The organism is Corynebacterium appendicis CIP 107643 (assembly GCF_030408415.1).
Classification (GTDB): domain Bacteria; phylum Actinomycetota; class Actinomycetes; order Mycobacteriales; family Mycobacteriaceae; genus Corynebacterium; species Corynebacterium appendicis.
The window spans coordinates 1,293,340-1,316,995 of sequence record NZ_CP046976.1; the positions used below are offsets into that span (position 1 = coordinate 1,293,340).

Sequence of the window (23,656 nt, forward strand, 5' to 3'; positions counted from 1 at the left end):
TAACGGCCGCATCGACCACGCCCCCGTTACCTAACCGTTACCTGGGTTTTTACCGGGAATTCAGCGTGTAAATCCTTGCAGAAAAGAGGCCCAGGGAGCATAATCGACTCGTTTTCAGTCATTCGTCGTTGGAAAGTGCCCTTTTAGCTGTGAAACGCTCCCTCATTGCTTCTTCGTTGGCTCTGATCACCTCTGCCCTTCTGGCTAGCGCCGCAGTAGCCGGGCCGCTGTCGGCTAATCTGGGCCCGTCGCTGGAACCAGATCCTGTCGCGCTAAGTTCGGAGGCATCCCAGAACATCACCTCCGGCGTGCAAAACGGCATGCACCAGGCCTACAACGCGCTACCTCCCGAGATGAAGAAGGCAGTGCCGGACGAGCTGCGCCCCGTCCAGCACACTCCCCACCCGCGCACGCAGCCGCTGCACCAGGGTGCCCCCATGTGCTTCGACCACAACGGCCGCAAGAAATCCGCGCCGGAAGCGCCTCCCGCCTGTACAAACACCGTCGCCATCACCTACGACGACGGCCCGTCGCCGGAAACCACCCCACGTCTGCTCGACATCCTGAAGAGCAAGGACGCTAAGGCCACTTTCTTCGCCATCGGCAGCAATGCCGACGCATTCCCCGACATTCTCCAGCGCGAGCGCGACGAGGATCACCTGGTGGCCAACCACTCGTACAACCACCCGCAGCTGAACGCGATCTCTGACGACCGCATCGGCCGCGAGCTTGACGAGACCAGCCGCGCGATAGAGTCGGCGCTGGGCTCCAAGCCGCATTGGATGCGCCCGCCCTACGGCGCGACGAACGACCGCGTTGCCGCCGTCTCCGGCGAGCGCGACATGGCGCTGGCTCTCTGGGACGTGGATACCGCCGACTGGCAGAACCGCAACGCGGACATCACCTGCCGCAACGCCGTAGATAACGCCCAAGCCGGCTCAATCATCCTCATGCACGACATCCACCCCAGCACTGTGGACGCCGCCGCCTGCATCATCGATGGTCTCCGCGCAAAGGGCCTGCGCCCAGTGACACTGGACGAGATGGTTCAGCCGACTCCGGGTCACACCTACACCCGGGCCCAGTAGGCACACGCTCACCTCGATCACCCATTACTCCCCTCCCCCTGGCCGTGTGCCCAAGCACACGGCCTTTCGCGTTGAATCTCAATTTTGGTTGCCTTATGTTCAGGGCATGAGTGAACCGGAGACGGTATTCGTCGATAAGCAAGATGCGCAGAATGCTGAGCGTAAAGGCTGGCAAAAAGTCACGCCGTACGTGATGTTCGCGGTGTATTTGCTTGGACCGCTCGTGTTGATTCCGGCTGTCGGCGAAGAAAACGCCGGCGTCCCCACCGCTGGACTTGTCCTCGGCACCGCTGCCCTCTTCGGCTTCATCGACGGCTGGATCTTCCGCCCCACATGGTCCCTGCCGATCCTGGCTGGTGTCGCCTTCCTTGCCGCGAAGCTGCTGTATTTCAACGACGGGACCGTCATTTACTTCATCGGCGTGATCATCATCGCCGCGGCCTTCGACTACCTCGCGGGCCTGCTGGCGGGAACCGCTGGGGATGATGACTAAGTGCTAGAGACCTGGGTACTCGACCATCCCGATTACGGGTGCATCGAGGTGCGCTCCGGCTTCGACAAAGACTTTCTCGCCGACGACCCCGATTGGCCGGGCGAGCTTCCGGAGAAGTTCAAAGGTGACCCGGACGCCGGAAAGCGCGCACCCGCCGACGCGAAGCCGTGGACGCGACTCGGCGAGTTCACAAAGAATCCCCCGCTGCGCCTGCAGGTCATTGTCGACGGAAAAGTGCAGCACCAGTACGAAAGCCTCGAGCAAGGCACCGCCCGGATTCCGTTGCGCGGCCCAGGCAAAAAAGACAAGCTCGAGGTCCTGGTCAATCTCGGCACCGAGCGCTCCAAACCGCACCTGCGCTTGGTGGCCAACACGTTCAAGGACATCCTGCAGGTCGAATTCCGCGCGGGCTCGACGATCGTCGAATTCGATCCGCCCGCTGGTTCGCGCGGCGAGCGGCGCCGCGAGATGATGCAGTCCAGTCCCCTGCGCCGCACCGCGATTCCCATTGTCGAGGGCATCGGCAAATCAGGCTGGGCGATTGCCGTGCTTCTCCTCAGTCCCCTCGTCGGTCGATTTTTGGACTGGCTGTCGCAGTTCCTACCGGACTGGGAGCTGCCTGATTTCACCCTGCCGCATGTCGACCTGCCCGTGCCGAATCTCCCTCAAGTCACGCTGCCGACTCCGAATATCGCCCTCCCCAACCTGCCGTCGCTTCCACCGCTTCCTGAGTGGGTGGATCTCTTGATGGAGTATTCGAAAATCTGGGTGCCCATCGTCGTCGGCATCGTCGTGGGCGTCATTGCGCTGCGCAATTACCGCAAGTCGGAAGCTGAAAAAGAGCAGTGGCGTGAAAAACGCGCCTCCGCCGACACAGCGGAAGCGCGTCCGTACAGCAGGCATGGGCGACCTGGACGAACCGATGGGGATTCCGCCAAGGAGACGAACCCCTACCGGCCGAAGGATTAGAGCCCGGCAGCCGACTTCAGGTCGTCGACCTTGTCCAGCGCCTCCCACGGGAAGTCCACGTCAGTGCGGCCGAAGTGGCCGTAGGCGGCCGAGTCCGAGTAGATCGGGCGGAGCAGATCCAACTCGCGGATGATCGCCGTCGGGCGCAGGTCGAAGACCTTCTCCACCGCCTGCTGGATCGTCTCGTCGGTCTGGCCCTCAGCGGCAGTGCCGAAGGTCTCCACGTACAGGCCCACCGGCGTCGCGCGGCCAATGGCGTAGGCGACCTGGACCTCGACACGCTTGGCCAGGCCGGCGGCGACGATATTCTTCGCCACCCAGCGCATCGCGTACGCGGCGGAGCGGTCGACCTTTGACGGGTCCTTGCCGGAGAAGGCACCGCCGCCGTGGCGGGCCATGCCGCCGTAGGTGTCCACGATGATCTTGCGGCCGGTCAGGCCGGCATCGCCCATCGGGCCGCCGAGAACAAAGGAGCCGGACGGGTTGACCAGTAGCTTAGTGTCCGGTGTGTAGTACTGTTTCAGGCCCGCATCCTCAAGCACCCACTCCAGCACGTGCTCGCGCAGGGCCGCCTCGAGCTCCACACCGGTGAAGTCCGGGTCGTGCTGGGTGGAGATGACCACGGTGTCGAGATACACCGGGGTGTCACCGTCGTAAGCAAAGGTCACCTGGGTCTTGCCGTCCGGGCGGAGGCCACGGACGGTGCCGTCCTTACGCACCTGTGTCAAGCGGCGCGAAAGGCGGTGAGCGGTGGAGATCGGAAGCGGCATGAATTCCGGGGTCTCGTCGGTGGCGTAACCGAACATGAGGCCCTGGTCGCCTGCACCGGACTGGTCCTCTTCCCCGGTGGAGGTGTTCGAGCGCACCTCGAGCGAGTCGGTGACACCGTCGGAAATCTCGGCGGACTGGTCGCCGATGGAGATATTCACTCCGCAGGTGCGGCCGTCGAAGCCGACCTCGGAGGAGATGAACCCGATCTCGACGAGCTTGTCTCGCACGAGCTTTGCGATATTCGAGTACGCCTTCGTGGTCACCTCGCCGACAACGTGAACCTGTCCGGTGGTCACCATCGTTTCCACGGCCACACGCGACAGCGGATCCTGGGCGAGCATGTCGTCCAGGATGGTGTCGGAGATGGCATCGCAGATTTTGTCCGGGTGCCCTTCGGTGACGGATTCACTGGTGAAGAGGCGGTAGAAGGGGTCAGTCATCGTGAAGTCGGTCCTTTGGTTTAGACGGCTGTCTCATTGTGTGACACGCGTCGTATGCGACGCACACACCACAATAGACCAAGCTGTCTAAGAATGACAACCTCACTGTCTGTTTGAAGTCAGCGCCTCAATGCCGTCCCAGATCCGCGCAGCTACGACATGCTTCGGACCATCAGCGATCTCTTCGACTTCGCCGTCGGCACGGATCAACCAGCCGCTGTTGCGCAGTTCGCCGAACACGGAGCCGCCGGCCACGGAATTGACCATGAGCAAGTCTGCTCCCTTACGCTCCAACTTCGCCTTGCCGTATTCGAGCGGTTTGTCCGTCTCCGCGGCGAAGCCCACGATCGTCGCGGATGTTTCGCCCGCATTGCGCTTATCGACGAGGCCTTTGAGAATGTCCGGGTTTTCCACCATGCGCAGAGTGGACAGTGCGTCGTCGGACTCTCCCTTCTTCAGTTTCGAGTCTGCTTCATTTTCCGGCCGGTAGTCGGACACAGCCGCCGCCATGATGACGAAGTCCGCGTTCTCGGCTGCACGGTCCACCGCCTTCTTCATGTCGCGGGTGGAGCGCACCTTCACGATCTCCGCTCCCGGCGGGGTGTCCAGCGCGTCGGTGTCGCCGGCAACGACGGTGACGTCCGCGCCTCGGTGCGCGGCGATGTCCGCCAGGGCGAATCCTTGGCGGCCGGAGGAACGGTTGCCGATGTAGCGCACCGGGTCGATATTCTCCTGCGTGCCGCCAGCGCTGATGACGACCTTCTTGCCTTGCAACGACAGCCCGAACGGACCGGTTTCAAGCACAGTGCGCGCCATTTCTGCGATCTGCGCGGCTTCGAGCATCCTGCCCGGCCCGGTGTCTGTACCAGTCAATCGTCCGTGCGCCGGCTCGAGCACTACGATGCCGCGGCGGCGCAGGGTCTCCACATTGTCCTGCGTGGCGGGATTCTCCCACATCTCCGTGTGCATGGCTGGCGCCAGCACCACCGGGCAGGTGGCCACGAGCGCTGTCGCGGTCAGCAGGTCGTCTGCTCGCCCAGCAGCGATACGCGCGATGGTGTCCGCGGTCGCCGGCGCGATGACGATGAGGTCTGCATCTTTGCCCACGCGGACGTGCTGCACTTCGTCCACGCGTGAGAACACCCCGGTGTCGACCGGGTTGCCGGACAGCGCCTCGAATGTCGCTGCCCCGACGAAGTTCAGCGCCGCCGGGGTGGGAACGACGCGGACATTGTCCCCGCCTTCGGTGAACTCCCGGATAAGGTGGCAGGCCTTGTATGCGGCGATCCCTCCCGCGACTCCGACGACAACGTTGCGGGGCGTTTTGGTGTTCTCACTGGGCTCTGGGCTCATGGCCCCCGAGCTTACCCACCACCGCTAGGTCCGGGGCTGCCGCACCCACGCGCCAATCACTCCGGGCACGACCTCCGGCGCCTCGCCGAGCAGAGCCTTCAGGTTTCCTTCCCTTTCCACCGCGGATGTCACCGCCTGCACCTTGCCCCGTTTTCCGTTACCCGTGCCTGCTTTACGCTGACCTGCGCCGTACATCCCCGGCCCACCGGCGACCGCGCCACGTGCACCAGTCTGACCGTTGCCCGCAGCTCCCCCGCCGACGAACGCGTTGGTCCCCTGACCCACAGCACCGGTTCCCATTCCAGAACCTGCGCCCGCACCGAAGCCTCCGAGACGACCACCGCCCAGAGCACCAGAAACGCCGGAGCCACTGCGCGCACCACCAAGCCCGCCAGCACCGGCCCCTGCCGCCCCACGGCCCGCCCCGCCAAGCGGCGACATTGCCGGACCGCCGAAACCACCGGAACCTCCGGAACCAACAGCACCGCCAGCACCCGCACTGGCAGCACCGCCCACACCGGCGAGAACAGGTCCTCCACCGACACCGGAAACGGCACCAACCGGTCCCAGCAGCCCCGCGCCTGTGCCCAGAGAACCCGCACCGGTGCCTGCGGGTGAACCAGCACCGCCAGCCAATCCCGTCAACGGCGGTGGCATCGTCGGCGCTGCCGCTGACGCCGCTTGCGTTGGCGTCGCTCCGGCCGCGATCGACTGGAGCATATCCGGGTTCGGCCGTCCGAACTGTTCCACGACCTGCGTCGGTGTGGATGCGTATGCCAGATCGCGGTACCCGGCATTCGACAGCGCCTGCTGCACGATCTTCGGCAATGGTGTGTCCTCGAATGTCGGCGTTCCCGATGCCAATGAACCGGACTGGTTCGTCCCGTTGCCGTTCGGCGCTCCGAGTTCGGGCAGCAATTGTGTGAACAGAGGCGTTACCGGGACCAACTCGGTAGTGAGCTTCGGCGAAAAGGCTGCCAGGAATGATTCCTCAAATGCCTTCGCCACTCCCGGGCTTGGTGTTGCGCGCAGCACTGCAAGTGCCGCCGCCACTTGAAGTGCATTCGCCTCGGTCACCGTGACCAGACTCGCGGTGTGTGCGGACAGTGCGCTCGCGTTAGCCATGTATTCGTCGCCCGCGGTCTCGATCTGACCTAGCTTCTCAATGGCCTTTGCGATGGATTCTGTCTCCGCCGACCCCTGCAGGTCCGCGACCGCCCCCGGAATGTAGGACAGCGCGTCCCCGATCGTCGCTGCCGTATCCGCCCAGTCCGCCGACATGCCCGACATGGATGCCACGTCCGTGCCGATTAGTTCCAGGTTCAACGTGTCCAGGCTGAACGGCTTGCCCGCGATCGGATTCGTCGCAGTGAAGTTGTTCACCACAGGCTGCTCCGTGCTCACGTTGTCGATGACCGCGTTGAAGCTCCTCCCCATTACCGACTGCCCCACGCTGCCCAGCACATCCGCGAAGCTCATGTCCGCCATCTCATAACCCACCAACTGCGCCGACAAAAGGTCAACCGCATTCGCGAAATGCTGTGCCAATCCTTTCGTCGCCTCCGGCTCGCTGTCACTCCGAATGGTGCCGTGCATTGAACCTGATTCATCTAGCCCAGACACTTGAGAGAAAGTGCTCGCTCCCAGCACTTTCATCATCGTGTGAGAAACCGAAAGCGTGTCCTGTGCTTTAGCCAACTGATCAATAGCAGACGAAACGTCGTCAGTTACCAGTTTCACTAAGATCTACCCCCCATATTCTGGCTATTTAAGTTGATAAAGATTTTCCAAGTGTTGAATTGCGCCTAAGCAAAGATCCGTGAACGAGTGCGTTGTTCCCCTCGCAAAAGTCGCCATTGAGATTTGTCCGCGCTCCGTATCCACCGAAGCGAAGCACAGATCCGTGTCCTCAGGTTTCGGGCTGTAGGTGTAGGCCCCCGGAACGATGTCCGAAACATCTGCCACCGCTATAGCGCCCTGCTGAGATACCTCTGCCAAGTTCGCCGAGCCCCCGGTAACTAGAACGGTCCCATCGGAGTCGGAACCCGCAGGATAAAGAGCACATCCATTTATCTCTTCGACGCGCCGATTTAGCACGGCTCCATCCGTCTCAAACCCAATCGCGGCAAACTCCTCAGCGGAGATCTCCTCGCAGGGGTTGAAGATGTTTCCCTTGACGTCTTCGTAGACGAAGTCGCCGAGAACGACGTCGCCGCTTTCAAAGTGGAAGGCGGGTGGGGCGTCCTGACGGGTGCTCGTGGATTCGGAGGAATCAGTAGGATCTGTCGTGTCACGCTGTGGCGCATTAGCCGGGGCATGGGTTTCGGCGACGGCGGAATTGAGAGCGGGTGCGGGATTCACCAGAAGGGATCCTCCCGACGAGCAGCCGGCCAGCACCGCTACCAACACAGCCCCCGATGCGGCAAAGAATGCGCGGGCGGACTCGGTAGTCCCCCAACTATCCGTCGTGCGCCGTGACATTCCCATTTCCTCCGTCCCCCCAGTGCGGTGGATGTCGCCTGTGTTCGTAGTGGTGCTGGCCGACAGGAACAAGGATGACATGAGTCGGGCAAAAATAAAGCGGAACAATGTCTACTTGAGTAGACATTCAATTCTTGACCGCCCAAAACCAACGTAAAGCAAACTTGGAGGGTGTGCCGGGAACAAGAAAGCGCGGGCCACGGCGCAAAAAGTGGTGCCGTGGCCCGCGTTTAGGGGGTGAAAGGGGGGTAAAGCCTTACTGGCCTTCCTCGTGCTCCAGGAGACCGTGCTCGATCTCGCGGAGGGCGATGGACAGCGGCTTCTCGCCCGGCTGCGGGGTGACAAGGGGGCCGATGAACTCGAACACGCCCTCGTCCTGCTCCTGGTAGTAGCTGTTGATCTGGCGGGCACGCTTGGCCGCGAAGATCACCAGGGCGTACTTGGAGGAGACCTTGGTCAGCAGCTCGTCAATAGGCGGGGCCGTGATGCCTTCGGGTGTGTCGTACACCTGCTCGTTGACGTCGGCGGTCTCCGCCGAATTAGCAAGATCGTTGGTCACGTTGCTCACTCACACCTATTCGTTGTTTGGACGCTGGACGCACAAGAGGATATCACTAATCCCCTGCACAGCCTCATCCAGATCGTTGTTGACAATGACATCGTCGAACTCGTCCTGAGCGGCGAGCTCGGCACGGGCCGTTTGGAGACGACGCGCGATCACGTCCTCGGTCTCCGTCGCGCGGCCGGTGAGGCGCTCAACGAGCACCTCCCACGACGGCGGGGCGAGGAATACCGTGACGGCCTCCGGCATGATCTCCTTGATATTGCGGGCACCAGCCAGGTCGACCTCGACCAAGACCGGGCGACCAGCATCAAGGGCTTCCCGCACGGGTGCGGCGGGAGTTCCGGAACGCTGCAGGCCACCGTGAATGTCAGCCCACTCGAGCATTTCGCCCGCGTCGATCCGATCCTGGAAAGACTTTGGGGACACAAAGAAATAATCCTTGCCGTCCACTTCGCCCGGACGCGGGTCGCGCGTGGTCATGGAGACGGAAAAGTACAGGTCCTCCACTTCCTTGCGGAGACGCTGGACCACCGTCGACTTACCAACGGCGGAAGGGCCAGCCAGAACAACCAGCCGGCCCTTCCCATTCACGTTTGTCACCGATTATTCCCCGAAGCCGAAGCGCTCGAGCAGAGCGCGACGCTGACGGTCGCCGAGGCCGCGCAGACGACGGGTCTGAGCGATCTCGAGCTCCTCCATGATTTCGCGCGCCTTGACCTTGCCCACCTTCGGCAGAGCCTCGAGGAGAGCGGAGACCTTGGTCTTGCCGATGATTTCGTCGGACTCAGCCTTGGCGAGGACGTCCTTCAGGTTGGTGTCGCCGCGCTTCAAGGATGCCTTGAGCTCAGCACGCTGCTTGCGTGCTTCCGCAGCCTTAGCGAGAGCTTCCTGGCGCTGTTCCGGGGTCAGTTCGGGAAGGGCCACTGGGTTCCTCCAATGTGTTAGGGGTTAAGTTCTGATCCAGCTTATGAACCGATTCGACACTGTCGCAAAAGAATTACATTGATGCAACTCGTCGACGTGGGATAACTGTACCACTGCCGGGTTCTAGACACGATGATTGACGCGTTGTTTTGCCACGTCATCGCATCGACGCCTATAACCTACCAGCAGTTTTGCTCCCATAGAATTTGAGTGTCAGTTTAACGCTAAACTACCAGCGATTTCGCAGCTTCGCGCAGCTCAGCGATACCGGGTCCGGCCGACAGCACAGAGCGGGACACATTCGGGAAGACAAGGTGCGCCTGTTCACCGGCGATCCGTGCGACATCCTCCATGGTCGCGCCCTGCGCGCCGACGCCCGGCATGAGCACCGGAGCGTTGAGTTTGTCCAGCTTGGGAGGCTTCTTCACCGTTGCTCCCACGACAACGCCGACATGCCCGACATGTCCTTCGTGCCCGGCCGCGGAGCCGGACTCCCCGTTGCGAGCACGCTTATCGACGTTGAACTCAGCGCATTCGTCCACCATGTGCTGCGCCACAGTGGCACCGCTTCCGCTGAGTGTCTGCGCCTGGAAGCCTTCGGCCTCCGGGTTGGAATTGGCGGACATGACGAACACGCCGCGCCCTTCCCTACCGGCCAGCTCGATGGCGGGAGCCAAGGATCCGACTCCGAGGTACGGCGTGAGCGTGACCGCATCGCAGCACAGCGGTGAATTCTGGTCCAGCCAAGCCAGGGCGTAGCCCTCCATCGTGGAGCCGATATCGCCGCGTTTCGCGTCGGCGACGACCAGAGAGTCGCTTTCCCGCAGCTGATCGAGTGTTTCTTCCAGCACGGCGAATCCAGCAGACCCGAAGCGCTCATAGAAAGCGACCTGCGGTTTGATCAGCGCTACATGCCCCGCAAATGCCTCGACGCAGCGGAGGGAGAATTCGCGCAGGCCGTCGACATTGGTGCTGAGACCCCAGGCCTCGAGAAGCGCCTCGTGAGGGTCGATGCCAACGCACAAACGGCCGTGAGTCTCCCCTACTTCGACGAGACGGTTGCCGAAGTTACGGCGTGTGTTCTCCTGCGCACTCATCTACTCGGCCGCCTGAACTACGTTGTGCTCGAGTTCCTGCAGGCTGGTCACCGTGATCTCGTTGACACGCAGTGATTCGATGCCTTGCACTGCGGCGGTGACACCCTGAACCGTGGTCATGATCGGCACGCTGGACACCACCGCCGCTGCACGAATGTCGTAGCCGTCGTGGCGTGAGCCAGCGGAACCAGCCGGGGTATTGAGCACCAAGTCGACTTCGCCTTCCAGGATACGGTCAACGATAGATGTGCCGTCGGCGCCCCCGCGGACCTCGGAAGCCTTGAGGGCAACTTCGCACTCGATGCCGTTACGACGCAGCATCTGAGCCGTGCCCGCCGTAGCCAGGACCTTGAAGCCCATGGTGGACAGTCGCTGGATCGGGAAGATCAGCGTGCGCTTGTCACGATTAGCCAAGGACACGAACACGGTTCCTTCGGTGGGCAGCTCGCCAAACGCGGCAGCCTCTGCCTTGGCGAAGGCGACGCCAAAGGACGGAGCGAGACCCATGACTTCGCCGGTGGACTTCATCTCTGGGCCGAGAATCGTGTCCAGCACGGCCCCGTCTGGGCGGCGGAAGCGGGTGAACGGCAGAACTGCTTCCTTTACTGCGATCGGGTGCTCGAGTGGCAGGGAGCCACCGTCGTAATTGGACGGAATCAGACCTTCACCGCGCAGCTCCTCGATGGTCGCACCGAGCATGATGCGTGCAGCAGCCTTGGCCAGGTGTACACCGGTGGCCTTGGACACGAACGGCACCGTACGGGAAGCACGCGGATTGGCCTCGATGACATAGAGGATGTCGTCCTTCAAAGCGAACTGGACATTCATCAGCCCCTTGACACCAATACCGTGCGCGAGTGCCTCAGAGGAACGGCGGACCTTCTCAATATCATCCGGCCCCAACGTCATCGGCGGAAGTGCACAAGCCGAGTCACCGGAGTGAATTCCGGCTTCCTCGATGTGCTCCATTACGCCGCCCAAGTAGACGTCCTTACCGTCGCAAAGCACGTCCACATCGATCTCGATGGCGCTGTCCAGGAACCGGTCCACCAGCACCGGATGGTCCGGGGACAACTCTGTTGCGCGGTCAATGTAATCGCGCAGGTTCTCCTCGTCGTAGACGATCTCCATGCCACGACCACCAAGCACGTATGACGGTCGGACCAGCACCGGGTAGCCGATACGGTCAGCCACTTCGCGTGCGCCGTCGAAGGAGGTCGCAGTGCCGTACGACGGTGCAGGCAGGTTGGCTGCATCGAGCACCTTGCCGAATTCGCCACGGTCTTCGGCCATGTCGATCGCCTCGGGCGTGGTGCCCACGACAGGAACGCCAGCATCAGCGAGCTTTTGAGCAAGCCCCAGCGGAGTCTGGCCACCAAGCTGGACGATCACGCCGGCAACGGTGCCGGTGGCTGCCTCAGAGCGGTAAATCTCCATGACATCTTCGAAAGTCAGCGGTTCGAAGTAAAGACGATCTGCGGTGTCGTAGTCGGTGGAGACGGTCTCTGGGTTGCAGTTGACCATCACGGTCTCATAGCCAACGCGGGACAGCTCGAGTGCCGCGTGGACACAGGAGTAGTCAAACTCGATGCCCTGGCCAATGCGGTTCGGGCCAGAGCCGAGGATGATTAACTTTTGTCGGTCACCGGAACCCGCGACAGAAGACACTTCCGATTCTGCATTCGGGTCGTACTCATACGCCGAGTAGTGGTACGGGGTCTGTGCCTCGAATTCGCCAGCGCAAGTATCCACGGTCTTGTACACCGGGTGAATATCCAGCGACCAGCGCAACGCCCGAACACCGTCTTCACCGGCGAGTTCCGGGCGAAGCGCAGCAATCTGGGCGTCGGAAAGCCCGAAGACCTTTGCCTCGCGGAGGAGGTCGGCGTCGAGCACCGGGGCGTCGATAAGCTGCTGCCTGAAATCAATCAATGCCTGAAGCTCGGCGAGGAACCACGGGTCGATACCACTTGCCTCGTATACCTGCTCGATGGTGGCGCCGAGGCGCAGAGCAAGCTCAACGTCGTAGAGGCGCTTGTCCGTAGGAACCTTGAGGTCCTCGAGCACAGCGGCGACATCCGTTGCGCGGTCACCAGCGAAGTACTCGTCCGGCTTGGTCCAGAATCCGTTCGGCTTATCCTCCATGGAGCGCATGACCTTGTTCAGGCCCTGGATGTAGTTGCGGCCAATGCCCATGGCCTCGCCCACTGCCTTCATGGAGGTACCCAGGGTCTCGTCGGAGCCCGGGAATTTCTCGAATGCGAAGCGCGGCATCTTCACAATGACGTAGTCGAGCGTCGGCTCGAAAGCAGCCGGGGTGACACCAGTGATGTCGTTCGTGATCTCGTCGAGGGTATAGCCAATAGCCAGCTTGGATGCGATCTTGGCGATCGGGAAGCCCGTTGCCTTCGACGCGAGCGCGGACGAGCGCGACACGCGCGGGTTCATCTCAATGGTGATGATGCGGCCGTCAACAGGATTCACTGCGAACTGGATATTGCAGCCACCGGTGTCCACGCCAACTTCGCGGATAATCGCGATGCCCTGGTCGCGCATCGTCTGGAATTCCCGGTCCGTCAAGGTCAGCGCCGGTGCAACGGTGACGGAATCGCCAGTGTGCACGCCGAGTGCGTCGACGTTTTCGATGGAGGCGATCACAACAACGTTATCGTCCCCGTCACGCATGAGCTCGAGCTCGAATTCCTTCCAGCCGAGAATGGACTCCTCGATCAGCACATTCGCTTCCGGGCTGGCCTCAAGACCGTCGCCGGCGATGCGCTCAAGGTCCTCCATAGTGAACGCAAGACCAGAGCCAAGGCCACCCATGGTGAACGACGGACGCACAACCACAGGTAGGCCAAGCTCGGCCACCGTTTGTTTGACCTCGTCCATGTTGAAGCACACGCGGGAGCGAGCCGACTCGCCGCCGATCTTGGCCACGATGTCCTTGAACTTCTGGCGGTCCTCACCACGCTCAATCGCGTCGATATTCGCGCCGATGAGTTCGACATCGTGCTTGGCCAGAATGCCCTGGCGGTCCAGCTGGATCGCGGCGTTGAGCGCAGTCTGTCCACCGAGCGTGGCCAGGATTGCGTCCACTTTGTGGCCCTGCTCCGCCTCGCGGGCAAGAATCCTGTCGATGTATTCCGGCTGGATCGGTTCCACGTAGGTATGGTCCGCGAACTCCGGGTCGGTCATGATCGTCGCCGGGTTGGAGTTGATCAGCGTGACACGCAGTCCTTCTTCTTTGAGGACGCGGCACGCCTGGGTGCCCGAGTAGTCGAACTCGCAGGCCTGCCCGATGACGATCGGGCCGGAGCCAATGACCAGGACGTGGTTGATGTCTTCGCGTTTCATTGTTTCCCTTCCTGGTTAGTTCTGCTCGGAGGAGTTCTTCGCTGTTTTGTGGTCGTCCATAAGCGCCACAAACTGGTCAAAGAGCGGGTTGGCATCGTGGGGCCCCGCCGCGGATTCTGGGTGGTACTGGACGGAGTAGGCCTTGCCGGATTTCAGCGCCACGCCCTCGACAACGCCGTCGTTGAGACACGTGTGTGTCACCAGAGCTGGGCCGAAGTCCGTGTCAAAGGTGGTGCCGTCCTTCACGTCCTGGGAGGTGAACCCATCTGGGAGTTTGACTGCGAACCCGTGGTTCTGCGAAGTGATGTCAATCTTGCTGGTCACGTGGTTCTTGACCGGGATATTCACACCGCGGTGACCGAATTTGAGCTTGTACGTCTCAAGACCGAGAGCGCGACCCAGGATCTGGTTACCGAAGCAGATGCCGAACAGCGGGGTGCCGCTGGCAATCACGTCGCGGGTGACAGCGACCATGTCATCAGCGGTTTCCGGGTCGCCCGGGCCGTTGGAGATGAACACGCCGTCCGGATTGTGTTTTTGAACCTCAGCAAAGGAGGTCCCAGCCGGGACAACGATTGTCTCAATGCCGCGCTGCGCGAAGTGACGCGGCGTTGCGGACTTGATGCCCATGTCGTACGCGATGACGGTGTACTTCTTTTCGTCCTCAGCCTCAATCACATACGGCTGGTCAGTGGAGACTTCCGCAGACAGATCTGCGCCCGACATCGCTGGCTGTTCCTTGACGCGGGCAACGAGCTTATCGACGTCCCCCTTTGCCTCCTCACCCACGAAGATCCCAGCTGCGATGGAGCCGTAATTGCGCAGGTGGCGGACCAAGGAGCGCGTGTCTACGCCATGGATGCCGACGATGCCTTGGGCGGTCATTTCGTCTTCGAGGCTGCGCTCTGCGCGCCAGTTCGACACTCGCTTGGACAGGTCACGGATGACCAGGCCGGCAACCCAAATGCGGCTGTCGCGGGACTCATTGTCTTCGTCGTTCCAGCCGGTGTTGCCGATCTGCGGTGCCGCAGCGACGACGATCTGGCGGTGGTACGACGGGTCAGTCATCGTTTCCTGATAACCGGTCATGGCGGTAGTGAAGACTGCTTCGCCGAAGATGGGTTCAGCGCTGGCTGCTCCGAAGGCGAAGCCGGGGAATGTCGTGCCGTCGGCGAGGACCAGCACGGCGGGAATGCGGTCAGTACTCATGTGCGTTTCCTTTTTCTCGTTGTATTCTCGCGTTTTTAGGCAGCGCCGGCGCTAATGCGGAACGGCGCTTGTGCTGGTCAGCTCTTTCGGCGTTCCGTCGCGTCGTAGGTCTGCTTCCCGCGCAGCCACGTGGCGGCGATACGGGTGTTGAATTCAGAGCCCTCATAAGGGGTGTTCTTCGATTTAGAGGCCATCTCTTCGCCGTGTGCGGTCCAGGGCGCCTGCGTATCAACGAGCGTGAGGTTGGCCGGCTCGCCGACGGCAATAGAACGGCCCTGGTCCGACAGTTGGAGAATCTCAGCTGGACGCTCACTCATGACCTTGGCCACGAAGCGCCAGTCAGCCAGCCCGGACTCAACGAAGACCTGGGCAACGATGGCCAGAGAGGTCTCCAGGCCGATCATGCCGGGCTTGGCGTTTTCAAATTCCACGCACTTGTCTTCGGACCCGTGCGGGGCATGGTCGGTGGCGACGACATCGATGGTGCCATCGAGCAGGGCATCGCGCAGCGCGATCGTGTCGCGGTCCTCGCGCAGCGGCGGGTTGACGCGGTAGACACCGTCGTAGGATTCCAATTTCGCGTCGGTGAGCAGCAAGTGGTGCGGGGTCACTTCGGCGGAAACGTCGATGCCCTGTTCTTTCGCCCAGCGCAACAAGGACACGGTGCCCTCGGTTGATGCGTGGCAGAGGTGGTATCGGCCGCCGTAATCGCGGGTCATGATGAGGTCGCGCGCCACGACGGACTCCTCGGCGACACGCGGCCAGCCGCGAAGGCCGAGCCGTGCGGCGTTCTCACCTTCGTGGGCGACAGCGCCTTCTGTCATGCGGTGGTCTTCCGCGTGCTGGGCCAGCACCACGTCGTAGGCTTTCGCGTACTCTATGGCGCGGCGCATCAGCTGCGGATCGTTCACGCACTTGCCGTCGTCGGAGAACATCTTGACGTGCCCGCGGGACATCAGGCCGATCTCGGTGAGCGATTCGCCCTTCAGCCCATTGGTGATGGAGCCGACCGGGTAAACGTCGCACTTTCCGTATGCCTGTCCTTTGTCCCACACTGCGTCGGCGAGGAAAGGCTGGTCGATGACCGGCTGGGTATTCGCCATGGTGAACACGGCGGTGAAGCCGCCGGCCGCCGCGGCGTCGGAACCGGTCGCGATCGTCTCAGTGTCTTCGCGGCCGGGCTCGCGCAGGTGGACGTGCATGTCCACCAGACCGGGAAGCAGGACCTTGCCGCCGCAGTCCATGACCTCGTCGGCATCGTCGAAGGGGTTCTCGCCGATGGAGTCGATCACGCCGTCGGCGACGTCGATGAGAATGCTGATTTCGTCCTCGCCGTAGGGGCGGACGTTATTCAATGCGAGTGTCGTCACTTCCCTACTCCTTTCCTTCCAGCGCGTCCGCGCCGCTCGCCAACAGTGTGAACAGGACCGCCATGCGGGTGTACACGCCGTTGGTGACCTGGTCGAGGACCACCGTGTTGTCGCGGTCGGCGACGTCGAAATTGATTTCCATGCCGCGCAGCATCGGGCCCGGGTGCATGATCAGGGTCTCGTCGCCGAGCATGTTCGCGCGCTCCTTGCTCAGCCCATACAGAGTCGCGTATTCGCGGTGCGACGGGAAGAACCCGCCGTTCATGCGCTCAGCCTGCACGCGCAGCATCATGACTGCGGCGATCGGGGCTTCATTTTCCCTGCGCGCGCTCCCGAGAGCCGCATCAAAGTCGCATTCGACCGAGCACGGCCAGTACTCCACGCCCGTGGGCAAAAGCGTCGGCGGCGCGACGAGCACGACGTCCGCACCCAGCGTGTGGAGCAGGTCCACATTGGACCGCGCAACGCGGGAGTGCAGGATATCGCCGACAATGAGGATCTTCTTTCCGGCGACGTCGCCGATGTGCTGGCGCATTGTCACAGCGTCGAGAAGCGCTTGCGTCGGGTGCTGGTGTGAACCGTCGCCGGCGTTGATGATGGCGGCGCCGGGCACCCACTCGCGGAGCAGGTTCGGCGCGCCCGACGACGGGTGGCGCATGATGATCGCGTCGGCGCCAACGGAGCGCAACGTATTCGCCGTGTCCTTGAGGGACTCGCCCTTCTTCACGCTGGAACTGGACGCGGAGACGTTGATGACGTCCGCGCTCATCCACTTGCCCGCGGTCTCGAACGAGGACCGTGTGCGGGTGGAGTTCTCGTAAAACAGCGTGAAAATCGTCCGTCCACGCAACGTGGGCAGCTTCTTCATTTCACGTCCGTCGAGCGCCTCGCGGAAACGGTCGGCCTCATCCATCAAGCCGATGATCTCGTCGCGGCTCAGATCCGCGATGCTGATCAGGTGTTTCATTCTTCGCCCCCTTCTTTGACCAGGAGGACGGCATCGGTCTCGTCGAGCGGGGTGAGCGTCACGCGGACGTCCTCCGTGATCGCCGTCGGAATATTCTTGCCCACATAGTCCGCGCGGATCGGAAGTGCGCGGTGCCCGCGGTCGACGAGGACCGCGAGCTGAATGGCTTCCGGGCGACCGATATCGCTCAGCGAGTCGAGCGCGGCGCGGATGGTTCGGCCGGAGAACAGCACGTCGTCGACGAGGACGATCGTCGCGCCGTTGATATTGCCCGGGATGTCGGTCGGGGCCAACGCCCGGTGCGGGCGGCCGCGGAGGTCATCGCGGTAAAGCGTCACATCGAGGCTGCCAACGGGAACGCTCACCCCCGAAAACTCTTCGATCGCGGCTGCGATGCGCTGGGCCAAGGGCACTCCGCCTGAGGGAATGCCCAGAATGATCAGTGGTGGAGCACCGTCGGAATCGAGCGCAGTTTTCTCGATGATCTGGTGCGCGATGCGTGCAATGGTGCGCGAGACGTCACTAGCGTCAAGCAACTCTGTGGCACTCATCGAACCTCCTTCCCCGCCTCTCTGTGCGGAATTTAAAGGATGCTTCTTTCAGAGCCTGCCTATGCTTGGTAGACGACTGCCACAGTAGCACTTCATCTCTGCTCAATTTCCATCGAACAGGTAACCAGCTTTGTCTCATTCCACGACCCACACCATCGACGCACCGCTTGCCGACGTTTGGCGCTGGCACACTCTTCCCGGTGCCGTGCACCGCCTGACCCCGCCGTTCTTACCGATGAAGGTCATCTCCGGCGCTGAATCTCTCAAAGACGGCACCACCGTCTTCTCCCTGCCCGCCGGCCAGAAATGGGTGGCCCGCCACCAGCCGAAAGATTTCATCGACCAGGAACAGTTCGTCGACGAAGCGGCCAACACTCCGGTCAAGCAGCTGACCAAGTGGCGGCATGAGCACCGCTTTGAGGACACCAACGGGAAGACTCGCATCACCGACACAGTGCACACGACGGCACCGGAGCGAGTTCTCGCTCCCGCCTTCGCCTACCGCCAGCACCAGCTCGCCGAGGACATTGCGTTCCTCAAACGCATGAACCACATGGGTACGACCGGCAATGACCACGACCCGACACGCACATTCACCGTCGCCATGACCGGTTCACGCGGGCTCGTCGGCACCGCGCTCACCGCCCAGCTGACCACCGCGGGCCACACAGTCATCCAACTTGTGCGCGGCACCCCGCAAGACAGCGGCACGCATCCCCAGCGCCACTGGGACATGGAGAACCCCGACGCGAAACTTTTCGACGGAATCGACGCAGTCGTGCACCTGGCCGGCGAGTCGATCATGGGGCGTTTCACAGACGCGCACAAGGCTGACATCTATTCCTCCCGCATCGGCCCGACTCGTCAGCTCGCACGTCTCGCCGCTGATTCCGGAATCCAGGCTTTCGTCAGCGCCTCAGCGGTCGGCTTCTATGGCACCAATGCCGGCGACCGCCTCCACACGGAAACAGACAGCCGCGGCGATGGCTTCTTGGCCGATGTCGTCGACGAGTGGGAACGCGCCACAAACCCGGCGAGGGACGCCGGAGTCCGCACCGTGAATATCCGCACAGGGCTCGCAATGTCCGGTGCAGGCGGCCTTCTCCCCTTGCTGAAGCTGTCTGCGCGGACGGCGATGAGCGCGCGTTTCGGCGACGGCGATTTCTGGATGTCGTGGGTGGCGCTCGACGACCTCACCGACATCTACTTCCGCGCGCTTATCGACGATTCACTGTCCGGTCCCGTCAACGCCACTTCCCCGAATCCGGTGACCAACGCGGAATTGTCGTCGACCCTCACGTCGCTGCTGCACCGCCCGGAACTTATCGGCATCCCCGAACTCGGACCGAAGCTGCTCCTCGGTGACGAAGGCGCGCGTGAGCTCGCACTCGCCGACCAGCGCGCCGAGCCGGCCGTGCTGAACAGCCTTAGCCACCACTTCCGGTACCCGAACCTCATCGACGCACTGCGCCACGAACTCGGGAAAGAGGACTACCTCGCCACCTTCCGCTGAGGGTGTTCTGGAAGAAACTCTGCGCCCTGAGAGCACCTCTGAAAAGTTCAGACACTAAGGAATATGTAGCCTGGGGTGCCATGACAACACCGAACGACAATCCCGTCACGGACGCAGATGCTGGCGGCGACACCTCCGCCGACAACGACGTTGTCCGCGGCGTCACTCTGGCCGATATCGCCACCGTCTTGGAAGGCGAACAACTTGAGTACCGCTTAGAAGAGCCTGTGGTGCGCACCGGCTTCGTCAACGCCGCCATGGTCTTCACCTTCGACGACGGCACGCTCGTGTTCGAGTCCGTCTGGCGCGGCGAGTTCGCGCCGGAGGATGTTCCTTCCCTGCTCCACGCCACGAACGAGTTCAACCAGACGCACTTCACGCCGACCCTGCGCTTCTTCCAGAGCGAGGAGAACACTCTCGCCATCACCGGCGTGCGCACCCTCGACGTGAGCAAGGGCCTGTCGCCGAATCAGCTCGGTGCCTTCGTTGTCACCTCGATCCATTCGACGATGCAGGCATTCAACTACCTCGCGGAATCTTTCCCGACCGCTGTGACGTGGGAGGAGAACTAATATGACCGACCAGAACACGACCCCCAGCCAGGTCACGATCGACCGCATCGTCGACGCCGCCTCCCAGTCCGGCATCGGCCTCACCGCCGACGCCAGCGGCCGCGCCGCCCACGGCACGCACGAGGAGCTCGAACTCATGACGGTTCTGCTCGACTCGGTGTTCATTATCCGCGCCGACTCTGAGACCGACACCGCCGCCGACTCGCCCGACGCGTCCTATTACCTGGCCGCCAACGAGGTGAACTCGTCGCTGATCGGCGCCCGCGCGATCGTGGGCAACCGCGCCGAAAACATCGTGGTGCGCACCGAGGCCGAGCAGTCCGTCGCCGCCGGTATGACCGACGCGCAGCTGCGCTCCGCTATCCAGACTGCCGTCAATAGTGTGGTCAGCGCGCACAACGCTATGAAAGCTCTCCACGAGCAGATCACGGAGGCGCAGGCAAATCTGGCAGCAGAAAACAGCCAGGATTAGCTCACCGTTCTCCCACCCACGGTGGTGGATAATAGGGGCGCAAAAGCACACCCCCGGAGACACTTCAGCAACGGAGCACCGCGATGTCGAACCCGTACGGCAGCCAGCACCCGCCCCACCAGCCGCAGCAGCCCGGTAGCGACCCCGGCCACGGCCAGGGCCCTCAGGGGTACCAGCACGGTCAGCAGCAGGGCCCGCACCCGGGGCAGCCGTTCGGTCAATCGTCGTATTACGCGATGCCGAAGAACGACAAGTCCAGCAGCGGCTGCATAGCGGGACTGGTCGTCGTCTTCACCGCACTTTTGCCGCTCATCATGCTGGTCATCGGTGCCCTGCTCATCGCTGGTTTCGCGTTCTTCGCCATGATGTACGCGGACAGCGAGACCGATTCGGGCACTGCCTCATCGACGTCGGTCTCCGTCACATCGACGCCCGCCACCTCAACCCCGACCTCTGCCTCAAGCTCAGAGGACTTTGAGATGTCTTTCGACGCTCCCGCCACGCTGAATTAGTTGCGCAATTCGTGGCTGAGTGCCTCGAGTTCCGCCCCGCCGGACATCTCGCGGGTGAGTTCGTCCAGCGTGACGTCGTCGCGTGAGGCGTTCAGTTCCTGGCGGCCGAGCTTCAGGATCGTGAAGTGGTCGCCCACCATGTATGCGTGGTGCGGATTGTGGGTGACGAAGACGACAGCGACGCCGCGGTCGCGGGCCGAGGCGATGAATTTCAGCACCACGCCGGACTGCTTCACGCCCAGCGCGGCAGTGGGCTCGTCGAGCACCACGACGCGGGCGCCGAAGTAGACGGCGCGTGCAATGGCCACCACCTGGCGCTGGCCGCCGGAGAGATTGCCGATCTCCACATCGACATCGGGAATGTCGATGCCCATTTCCAGCAGCTGCTCCGAGCAAATCCGCTTCATCTCCGCCTGCTTGAGAATCCCGAAGGCCCCGGAGAGCTCCTGACCCAAGAAGAAATTTCGCCACACGCTAAGCTCGTCGACCACTGCCAGGCTCTGGTAGACAGTGGCAATCCCTGCGTCGATCGCGTCGCGGGGTGAGGAGAAGGTGGCGGGTGAGCCGTCGATAAGCAGCTCTCCGCTCGTCTGCCCGTGCAAACCCGCGAGAATCTTAATGAGCGTGGATTTGCCGGCGCCGTTGTCGCCGAGCACGCATGTGACCTCGCCCTCCTCGATGGCCAGATTCACTCCGCGGAGTGCGTCGAAGCTGCCGTAGGACTTGGTGATGTCCCGCAATTCAATGATGGCCATGGGCTACCTCCGCTTCGTGATGTTGGCGAATGACGTGTTGGTGAACACTGCGAACAGCAACATCGCGCCGAGGAAGAACTTGAACCAGTCGGGGTTCCACCCGGCGTACACGATGCCTTGGTTGGTCATGCCGAAGATCAGCGCGCCGATCATCGTGCCGACGGCGGTGCCGCGGCCGCCCTTCATCGCGCAACCGCCGATCACGGCCGCGATGATGTACAGGAATTCGTTGCCCACGCCCTGACCGGCCTGGATCGAGTCGAAGGCGAACAGCGTGTGCATGCCCACGAACCAGGCGGCGAAACCGACCGTCATGAACAGTGCGACCTTCACGCGGCGCACGGGAACGCCCACGGCGCGTGCCGATTCTTCATCGCCGCCGACGGCCGTGATCCAGTTGCCGTATTTCGTGCGGAAGAGAATGAACGATGCCATGGCGACGAAAAGCAACCACCAGATGACCGTGACGCTGATGCGCACATTCCCGATGTGAAAGCTGCCGGCGAAGAAGGTCCGTGCCGACGGAAAGCCCTCCATGTCCGCGATCGTCGGCGTGGCCACCTGGCCGGTGACGAGCTTGGTCACCGCGAGGTTGAGGCCCTGCAGCATGAGGAAAGCCGCCAAGGTGATCAGGAAGCTGTCGATCCCTGTGCGGGAGACGAGAATGCCGTTCAGCGCGCCGATGCCGAGCGAGATGAGTAGTGCGAGTCCGGCTCCGACCCACGAGTTGAGGTGCAGGTTGTAGTTGAGCATCGTGGCCGCGAGTGCCGCTGTAGTGACGGCGACACCTGACGACAGGTCGAATTCACCGCCGATCATGAGCAGGCCGACGGCGAGAGCCACGATGCCGAGAGTGGAGCTCGCGTAGAGGATCGTCGCCATCGCCTCGAACGACCGGAAGGCCGGTGCGACCGCCATGAAGAGCGCGAGGATTGCGAGGAAGCCGAGCAAGCTGGCCAGCTCCGGGCGACGGATCAGCTTCGCCAGACCAGTGTGGGTGCGAAAACGATCATCGGGCGCGGTGTCCTGCGGTGAGACGTGTGCTGTCATGCCGTTATCTGGCGGTGGTGTTGCTGTGCTCATCGCAGCCCTGCCTTTGCCGCTTCGGCGACCTCGTCCACGTTGTTGCCGTCGACGAAGCTCGGACCAGTGAAGACTGGCTGGCCGCCGCCGAAGGTGCCGCCGTTGCGCTTGGCCACCCACAGTGAGTCGACTGCGAGATACCCCTGCAGGTACGGCTGCTGGTCGACCGCCCACGCGACTCGGCCGTCGGCGATCGCGTCGACGAGCTCAGAGTTTGTGTCGAAGGTGACCACCTGGGCGTCAGAACCCGACTGCTTCACCGCTTCGGTGGCGCGCATGGCCACCGGGGCCTGCAGCGCGAAGACGGTGTCGAAGCTGGCGTCCTGACTGAGCTTCGAGCTGATCGTCGCCTGCACGGACGTCAAGTCTTGGCCGTTGACGTAGAGATGTTCCACTTCCCCGGTATCGAGGCCCTTCTTCACACCGTCGCACCGCGCTTCCTGCGAGGAGTTGCCCTGCTCGTGAATGACGCAGAGAACTTTCTTCTTCCCTTCCTCTTTGAGCCGCTCGCCCGCCGTTGTGCCGGCAATGGTCTCGTCCTGGCCGAAGAAGCCGCTGAGTCCGTACTTCGCGTATTCGTCCATGCCGGCGTTGAGGCCCACCGTCGGAATTCCTGCGTCGACGGCATTCTGCGCGGCAGGCCCGATGGCTTCCGCATTCGGCATGGTGACCGCGATGCCGTCGACTTTAGAATCCATCGCCGAGCGCACGAGGTTGGCCTGGTTCGGCGCCTGCGGATCGGAGGAATACCGCAACTCGATATTGTCCTTCTTGGCAGCGTCCTCTGCACCCTTGCGCACAAGGTCCCAATAGGTGTCGCCCGGTGCGCCGTGAGTGACCATCGCGACGACGTACCGCGGCGTGTCTACTCCTCCGGCGGTGCCGTCAGAGCCGTCGTTGCGCGGCGCCCCGCCGGTGGCCGAACATCCCGCAGCTGTCAGACCGACGACTGCGGTGATAGCCGCTGCCTTGAAAAGCTTTCCGATTCTTAACACCCATACAGTGTGCCCCGTGTCGCGACGGAAACCCGCATTCCAGAGCAGCTTGACCGATTCAGAAGCCTGCTTGCCACATGCGCAGCCTAGATATCGGGAAAGCCCGGCCCGATGGGCGC

General features: G+C 62.5%; 23 protein-coding genes. 7 read left to right on the forward strand and 16 right to left on the reverse strand.

What is annotated here, in order from left to right; translation table 11 throughout:
* The first annotated feature begins 149 nt into the window (after nt 1–149).
* The 3 genes from CAPP_RS06340 (at nt 150) to CAPP_RS06350 (ending at nt 2,550) form a co-directional block, all read left to right on the forward strand.
* The gene (locus tag CAPP_RS06340; RefSeq protein WP_084560602.1) at nt 150–1,088 is read left to right on the forward strand and encodes a polysaccharide deacetylase family protein; all 939 of its coding nucleotides are present in this window, start codon (nt 150–152) and stop codon (nt 1,086–1,088) included.
* Nucleotides 1,089–1,194: 106 nt separating this feature from the next.
* A complete protein-coding gene (locus CAPP_RS06345; RefSeq protein ID WP_076599417.1) occupies nt 1,195–1,581 on the forward strand; it encodes a hypothetical protein in 387 nt (128 codons plus the stop codon).
* Nucleotides 1,582–2,550, forward strand: a complete 969-nt coding sequence (locus tag CAPP_RS06350) for a hypothetical protein (protein ID WP_076599416.1) — start codon at nt 1,582–1,584, stop codon at nt 2,548–2,550.
* On the opposite strand, the gene metK is transcribed toward CAPP_RS06350, so the two are convergent.
* The 13 genes from metK to pyrR form a co-directional block, all read right to left on the reverse strand.
* Complete coding sequence (metK, locus tag CAPP_RS06355) at nt 2,547–3,761, reverse strand: methionine adenosyltransferase (RefSeq protein WP_076599415.1); 1,215 nt, start codon at nt 3,759–3,761, stop codon at nt 2,547–2,549. The genes CAPP_RS06350 and metK overlap by 4 nt on opposite strands.
* A gap of 102 nt (nt 3,762–3,863) precedes the next feature.
* Complete coding sequence (gene coaBC, locus CAPP_RS06360; protein ID WP_076599414.1) at nt 3,864–5,114, reverse strand: bifunctional phosphopantothenoylcysteine decarboxylase/phosphopantothenate--cysteine ligase CoaBC; 1,251 nt, start codon at nt 5,112–5,114, stop codon at nt 3,864–3,866.
* A gap of 24 nt (nt 5,115–5,138) precedes the next feature.
* A complete protein-coding gene (locus tag CAPP_RS06365; protein ID WP_143313888.1) occupies nt 5,139–6,593 on the reverse strand; it encodes a hypothetical protein in 1,455 nt (484 codons plus the stop codon).
* 285 nt (nt 6,594–6,878) lie between these two features.
* Nucleotides 6,879–7,676, reverse strand: coding sequence for a DUF3558 family protein (locus CAPP_RS06370; protein WP_076599412.1), 798 nt, complete (start codon nt 7,674–7,676; stop codon nt 6,879–6,881).
* A 175-nt stretch (nt 7,677–7,851) separates the two neighbouring features.
* On the reverse strand, nt 7,852–8,163 hold the full coding sequence (gene rpoZ / locus CAPP_RS06375; RefSeq protein ID WP_076599411.1) for a DNA-directed RNA polymerase subunit omega: 312 nt from the start codon (nt 8,161–8,163) through the stop codon (nt 7,852–7,854).
* A 6-nt stretch (nt 8,164–8,169) separates the two neighbouring features.
* Nucleotides 8,170–8,760: a guanylate kinase gene (gmk, locus tag CAPP_RS06380; RefSeq protein ID WP_076599410.1), complete on the reverse strand. Its 591-nt coding sequence runs from the start codon at nt 8,758–8,760 to the stop codon at nt 8,170–8,172.
* A gap of 3 nt (nt 8,761–8,763) precedes the next feature.
* Nucleotides 8,764–9,084: an integration host factor, actinobacterial type gene (gene mihF, locus CAPP_RS06385; protein WP_076599409.1), complete on the reverse strand. Its 321-nt coding sequence runs from the start codon at nt 9,082–9,084 to the stop codon at nt 8,764–8,766.
* 224 nt (nt 9,085–9,308) lie between these two features.
* Nucleotides 9,309–10,181 carry an orotidine-5'-phosphate decarboxylase gene (gene pyrF / locus CAPP_RS06390; protein ID WP_076599408.1) on the reverse strand — a complete coding sequence of 291 codons (873 nt, stop codon included), beginning with the start codon at nt 10,179–10,181 and terminating at the stop codon, nt 9,309–9,311.
* The gene (carB, locus tag CAPP_RS06395; RefSeq protein ID WP_076599407.1) at nt 10,182–13,538 is read right to left on the reverse strand and encodes a carbamoyl-phosphate synthase large subunit; all 3,357 of its coding nucleotides are present in this window, start codon (nt 13,536–13,538) and stop codon (nt 10,182–10,184) included.
* Between the two features lie 15 nt (nt 13,539–13,553).
* Nucleotides 13,554–14,747, reverse strand: coding sequence for a glutamine-hydrolyzing carbamoyl-phosphate synthase small subunit (gene carA / locus CAPP_RS06400; RefSeq protein ID WP_076599406.1), 1,194 nt, complete (start codon nt 14,745–14,747; stop codon nt 13,554–13,556).
* A 77-nt stretch (nt 14,748–14,824) separates the two neighbouring features.
* Nucleotides 14,825–16,117 carry a dihydroorotase gene (locus tag CAPP_RS06405; protein WP_076599405.1) on the reverse strand — a complete coding sequence of 431 codons (1,293 nt, stop codon included), beginning with the start codon at nt 16,115–16,117 and terminating at the stop codon, nt 14,825–14,827.
* 4 nt (nt 16,118–16,121) lie between these two features.
* Nucleotides 16,122–17,084, reverse strand: coding sequence for an aspartate carbamoyltransferase catalytic subunit (locus CAPP_RS06410; protein ID WP_076599404.1), 963 nt, complete (start codon nt 17,082–17,084; stop codon nt 16,122–16,124).
* Nucleotides 17,081–17,635 carry a bifunctional pyr operon transcriptional regulator/uracil phosphoribosyltransferase PyrR gene (gene pyrR / locus CAPP_RS06415; RefSeq protein ID WP_076599403.1) on the reverse strand — a complete coding sequence of 185 codons (555 nt, stop codon included), beginning with the start codon at nt 17,633–17,635 and terminating at the stop codon, nt 17,081–17,083. The genes CAPP_RS06410 and pyrR overlap by 4 nt, the downstream gene beginning before the upstream one ends.
* A gap of 130 nt (nt 17,636–17,765) precedes the next feature.
* On the opposite strand from pyrR, the gene CAPP_RS06420 reads away from it, so the two are divergent.
* The 4 genes from CAPP_RS06420 to CAPP_RS06435 all read left to right on the forward strand — a co-directional run bounded on the left by CAPP_RS06420 (nt 17,766) and on the right by CAPP_RS06435 (nt 20,704).
* On the forward strand, nt 17,766–19,148 hold the full coding sequence (locus CAPP_RS06420; protein WP_076599402.1) for a TIGR01777 family oxidoreductase: 1,383 nt from the start codon (nt 17,766–17,768) through the stop codon (nt 19,146–19,148).
* Between the two features lie 80 nt (nt 19,149–19,228).
* Complete coding sequence (locus tag CAPP_RS06425) at nt 19,229–19,720, forward strand: YbjN domain-containing protein (protein WP_084560601.1); 492 nt, start codon at nt 19,229–19,231, stop codon at nt 19,718–19,720.
* A 1-nt stretch (nt 19,721) separates the two neighbouring features.
* A complete protein-coding gene (locus CAPP_RS06430) occupies nt 19,722–20,192 on the forward strand; it encodes a hypothetical protein (RefSeq protein WP_076599401.1) in 471 nt (156 codons plus the stop codon).
* Nucleotides 20,193–20,275: 83 nt separating this feature from the next.
* Nucleotides 20,276–20,704, forward strand: coding sequence for a hypothetical protein (locus CAPP_RS06435; protein WP_076599400.1), 429 nt, complete (start codon nt 20,276–20,278; stop codon nt 20,702–20,704).
* Here CAPP_RS06435 and CAPP_RS06440 read toward each other — a convergent pair.
* The 3 genes from CAPP_RS06440 to CAPP_RS06450 are packed head-to-tail and all read right to left on the reverse strand — an operon-like array spanning nt 20,701 to nt 23,537.
* Nucleotides 20,701–21,459, reverse strand: a complete 759-nt coding sequence (locus CAPP_RS06440; protein WP_076599399.1) for an ATP-binding cassette domain-containing protein — start codon at nt 21,457–21,459, stop codon at nt 20,701–20,703. The genes CAPP_RS06435 and CAPP_RS06440 overlap by 4 nt on opposite strands.
* A gap of 3 nt (nt 21,460–21,462) precedes the next feature.
* Nucleotides 21,463–22,509, reverse strand: a complete 1,047-nt coding sequence (locus CAPP_RS06445; RefSeq protein WP_076599398.1) for an ABC transporter permease — start codon at nt 22,507–22,509, stop codon at nt 21,463–21,465.
* A 29-nt stretch (nt 22,510–22,538) separates the two neighbouring features.
* Nucleotides 22,539–23,537, reverse strand: a complete 999-nt coding sequence (locus CAPP_RS06450; RefSeq protein ID WP_076599397.1) for a substrate-binding domain-containing protein — start codon at nt 23,535–23,537, stop codon at nt 22,539–22,541.
* Nucleotides 23,538–23,656: the final 119 nt, after the last annotated feature.

Coding starts and splice junctions, on each gene's coding strand:
- CAPP_RS06345 (WP_076599417.1), top strand. CDS start 1,195: ATGAGTGAACCGGAGACGGTATTCGTCGATAAGCAAGATGCGCAGAAT.
- metK (WP_076599415.1), bottom strand. CDS start 3,761: ATGACTGACCCCTTCTACCGCCTCTTCACCAGTGAATCCGTCACCGAA.
- coaBC (WP_076599414.1), bottom strand. CDS start 5,114: ATGAGCCCAGAGCCCAGTGAGAACACCAAAACGCCCCGCAACGTTGTC.
- CAPP_RS06365 (WP_143313888.1), bottom strand. CDS start 6,593: ATGAGCTTCGCGGATGTGCTGGGCAGCGTGGGGCAGTCGGTAATGGGG.
- CAPP_RS06370 (WP_076599412.1), bottom strand. CDS start 7,676: ATGTCATCCTTGTTCCTGTCGGCCAGCACCACTACGAACACAGGCGAC.
- pyrF (WP_076599408.1), bottom strand. CDS start 10,181: ATGAGTGCGCAGGAGAACACACGCCGTAACTTCGGCAACCGTCTCGTC.
- carB (WP_076599407.1), bottom strand. CDS start 13,538: ATGAAACGCGAAGACATCAACCACGTCCTGGTCATTGGCTCCGGCCCG.
- carA (WP_076599406.1), bottom strand. CDS start 14,747: ATGAGTACTGACCGCATTCCCGCCGTGCTGGTCCTCGCCGACGGCACG.
- CAPP_RS06410 (WP_076599404.1), bottom strand. CDS start 17,084: ATGAAACACCTGATCAGCATCGCGGATCTGAGCCGCGACGAGATCATC.
- pyrR (WP_076599403.1), bottom strand. CDS start 17,635: ATGAGTGCCACAGAGTTGCTTGACGCTAGTGACGTCTCGCGCACCATT.
- CAPP_RS06425 (WP_084560601.1), top strand. CDS start 19,229: ATGACAACACCGAACGACAATCCCGTCACGGACGCAGATGCTGGCGGC.
- CAPP_RS06430 (WP_076599401.1), top strand. CDS start 19,722: ATGACCGACCAGAACACGACCCCCAGCCAGGTCACGATCGACCGCATC.
- CAPP_RS06435 (WP_076599400.1), top strand. CDS start 20,276: ATGTCGAACCCGTACGGCAGCCAGCACCCGCCCCACCAGCCGCAGCAG.
- CAPP_RS06440 (WP_076599399.1), bottom strand. CDS start 21,459: ATGGCCATCATTGAATTGCGGGACATCACCAAGTCCTACGGCAGCTTC.
- CAPP_RS06445 (WP_076599398.1), bottom strand. CDS start 22,509: ATGACAGCACACGTCTCACCGCAGGACACCGCGCCCGATGATCGTTTT.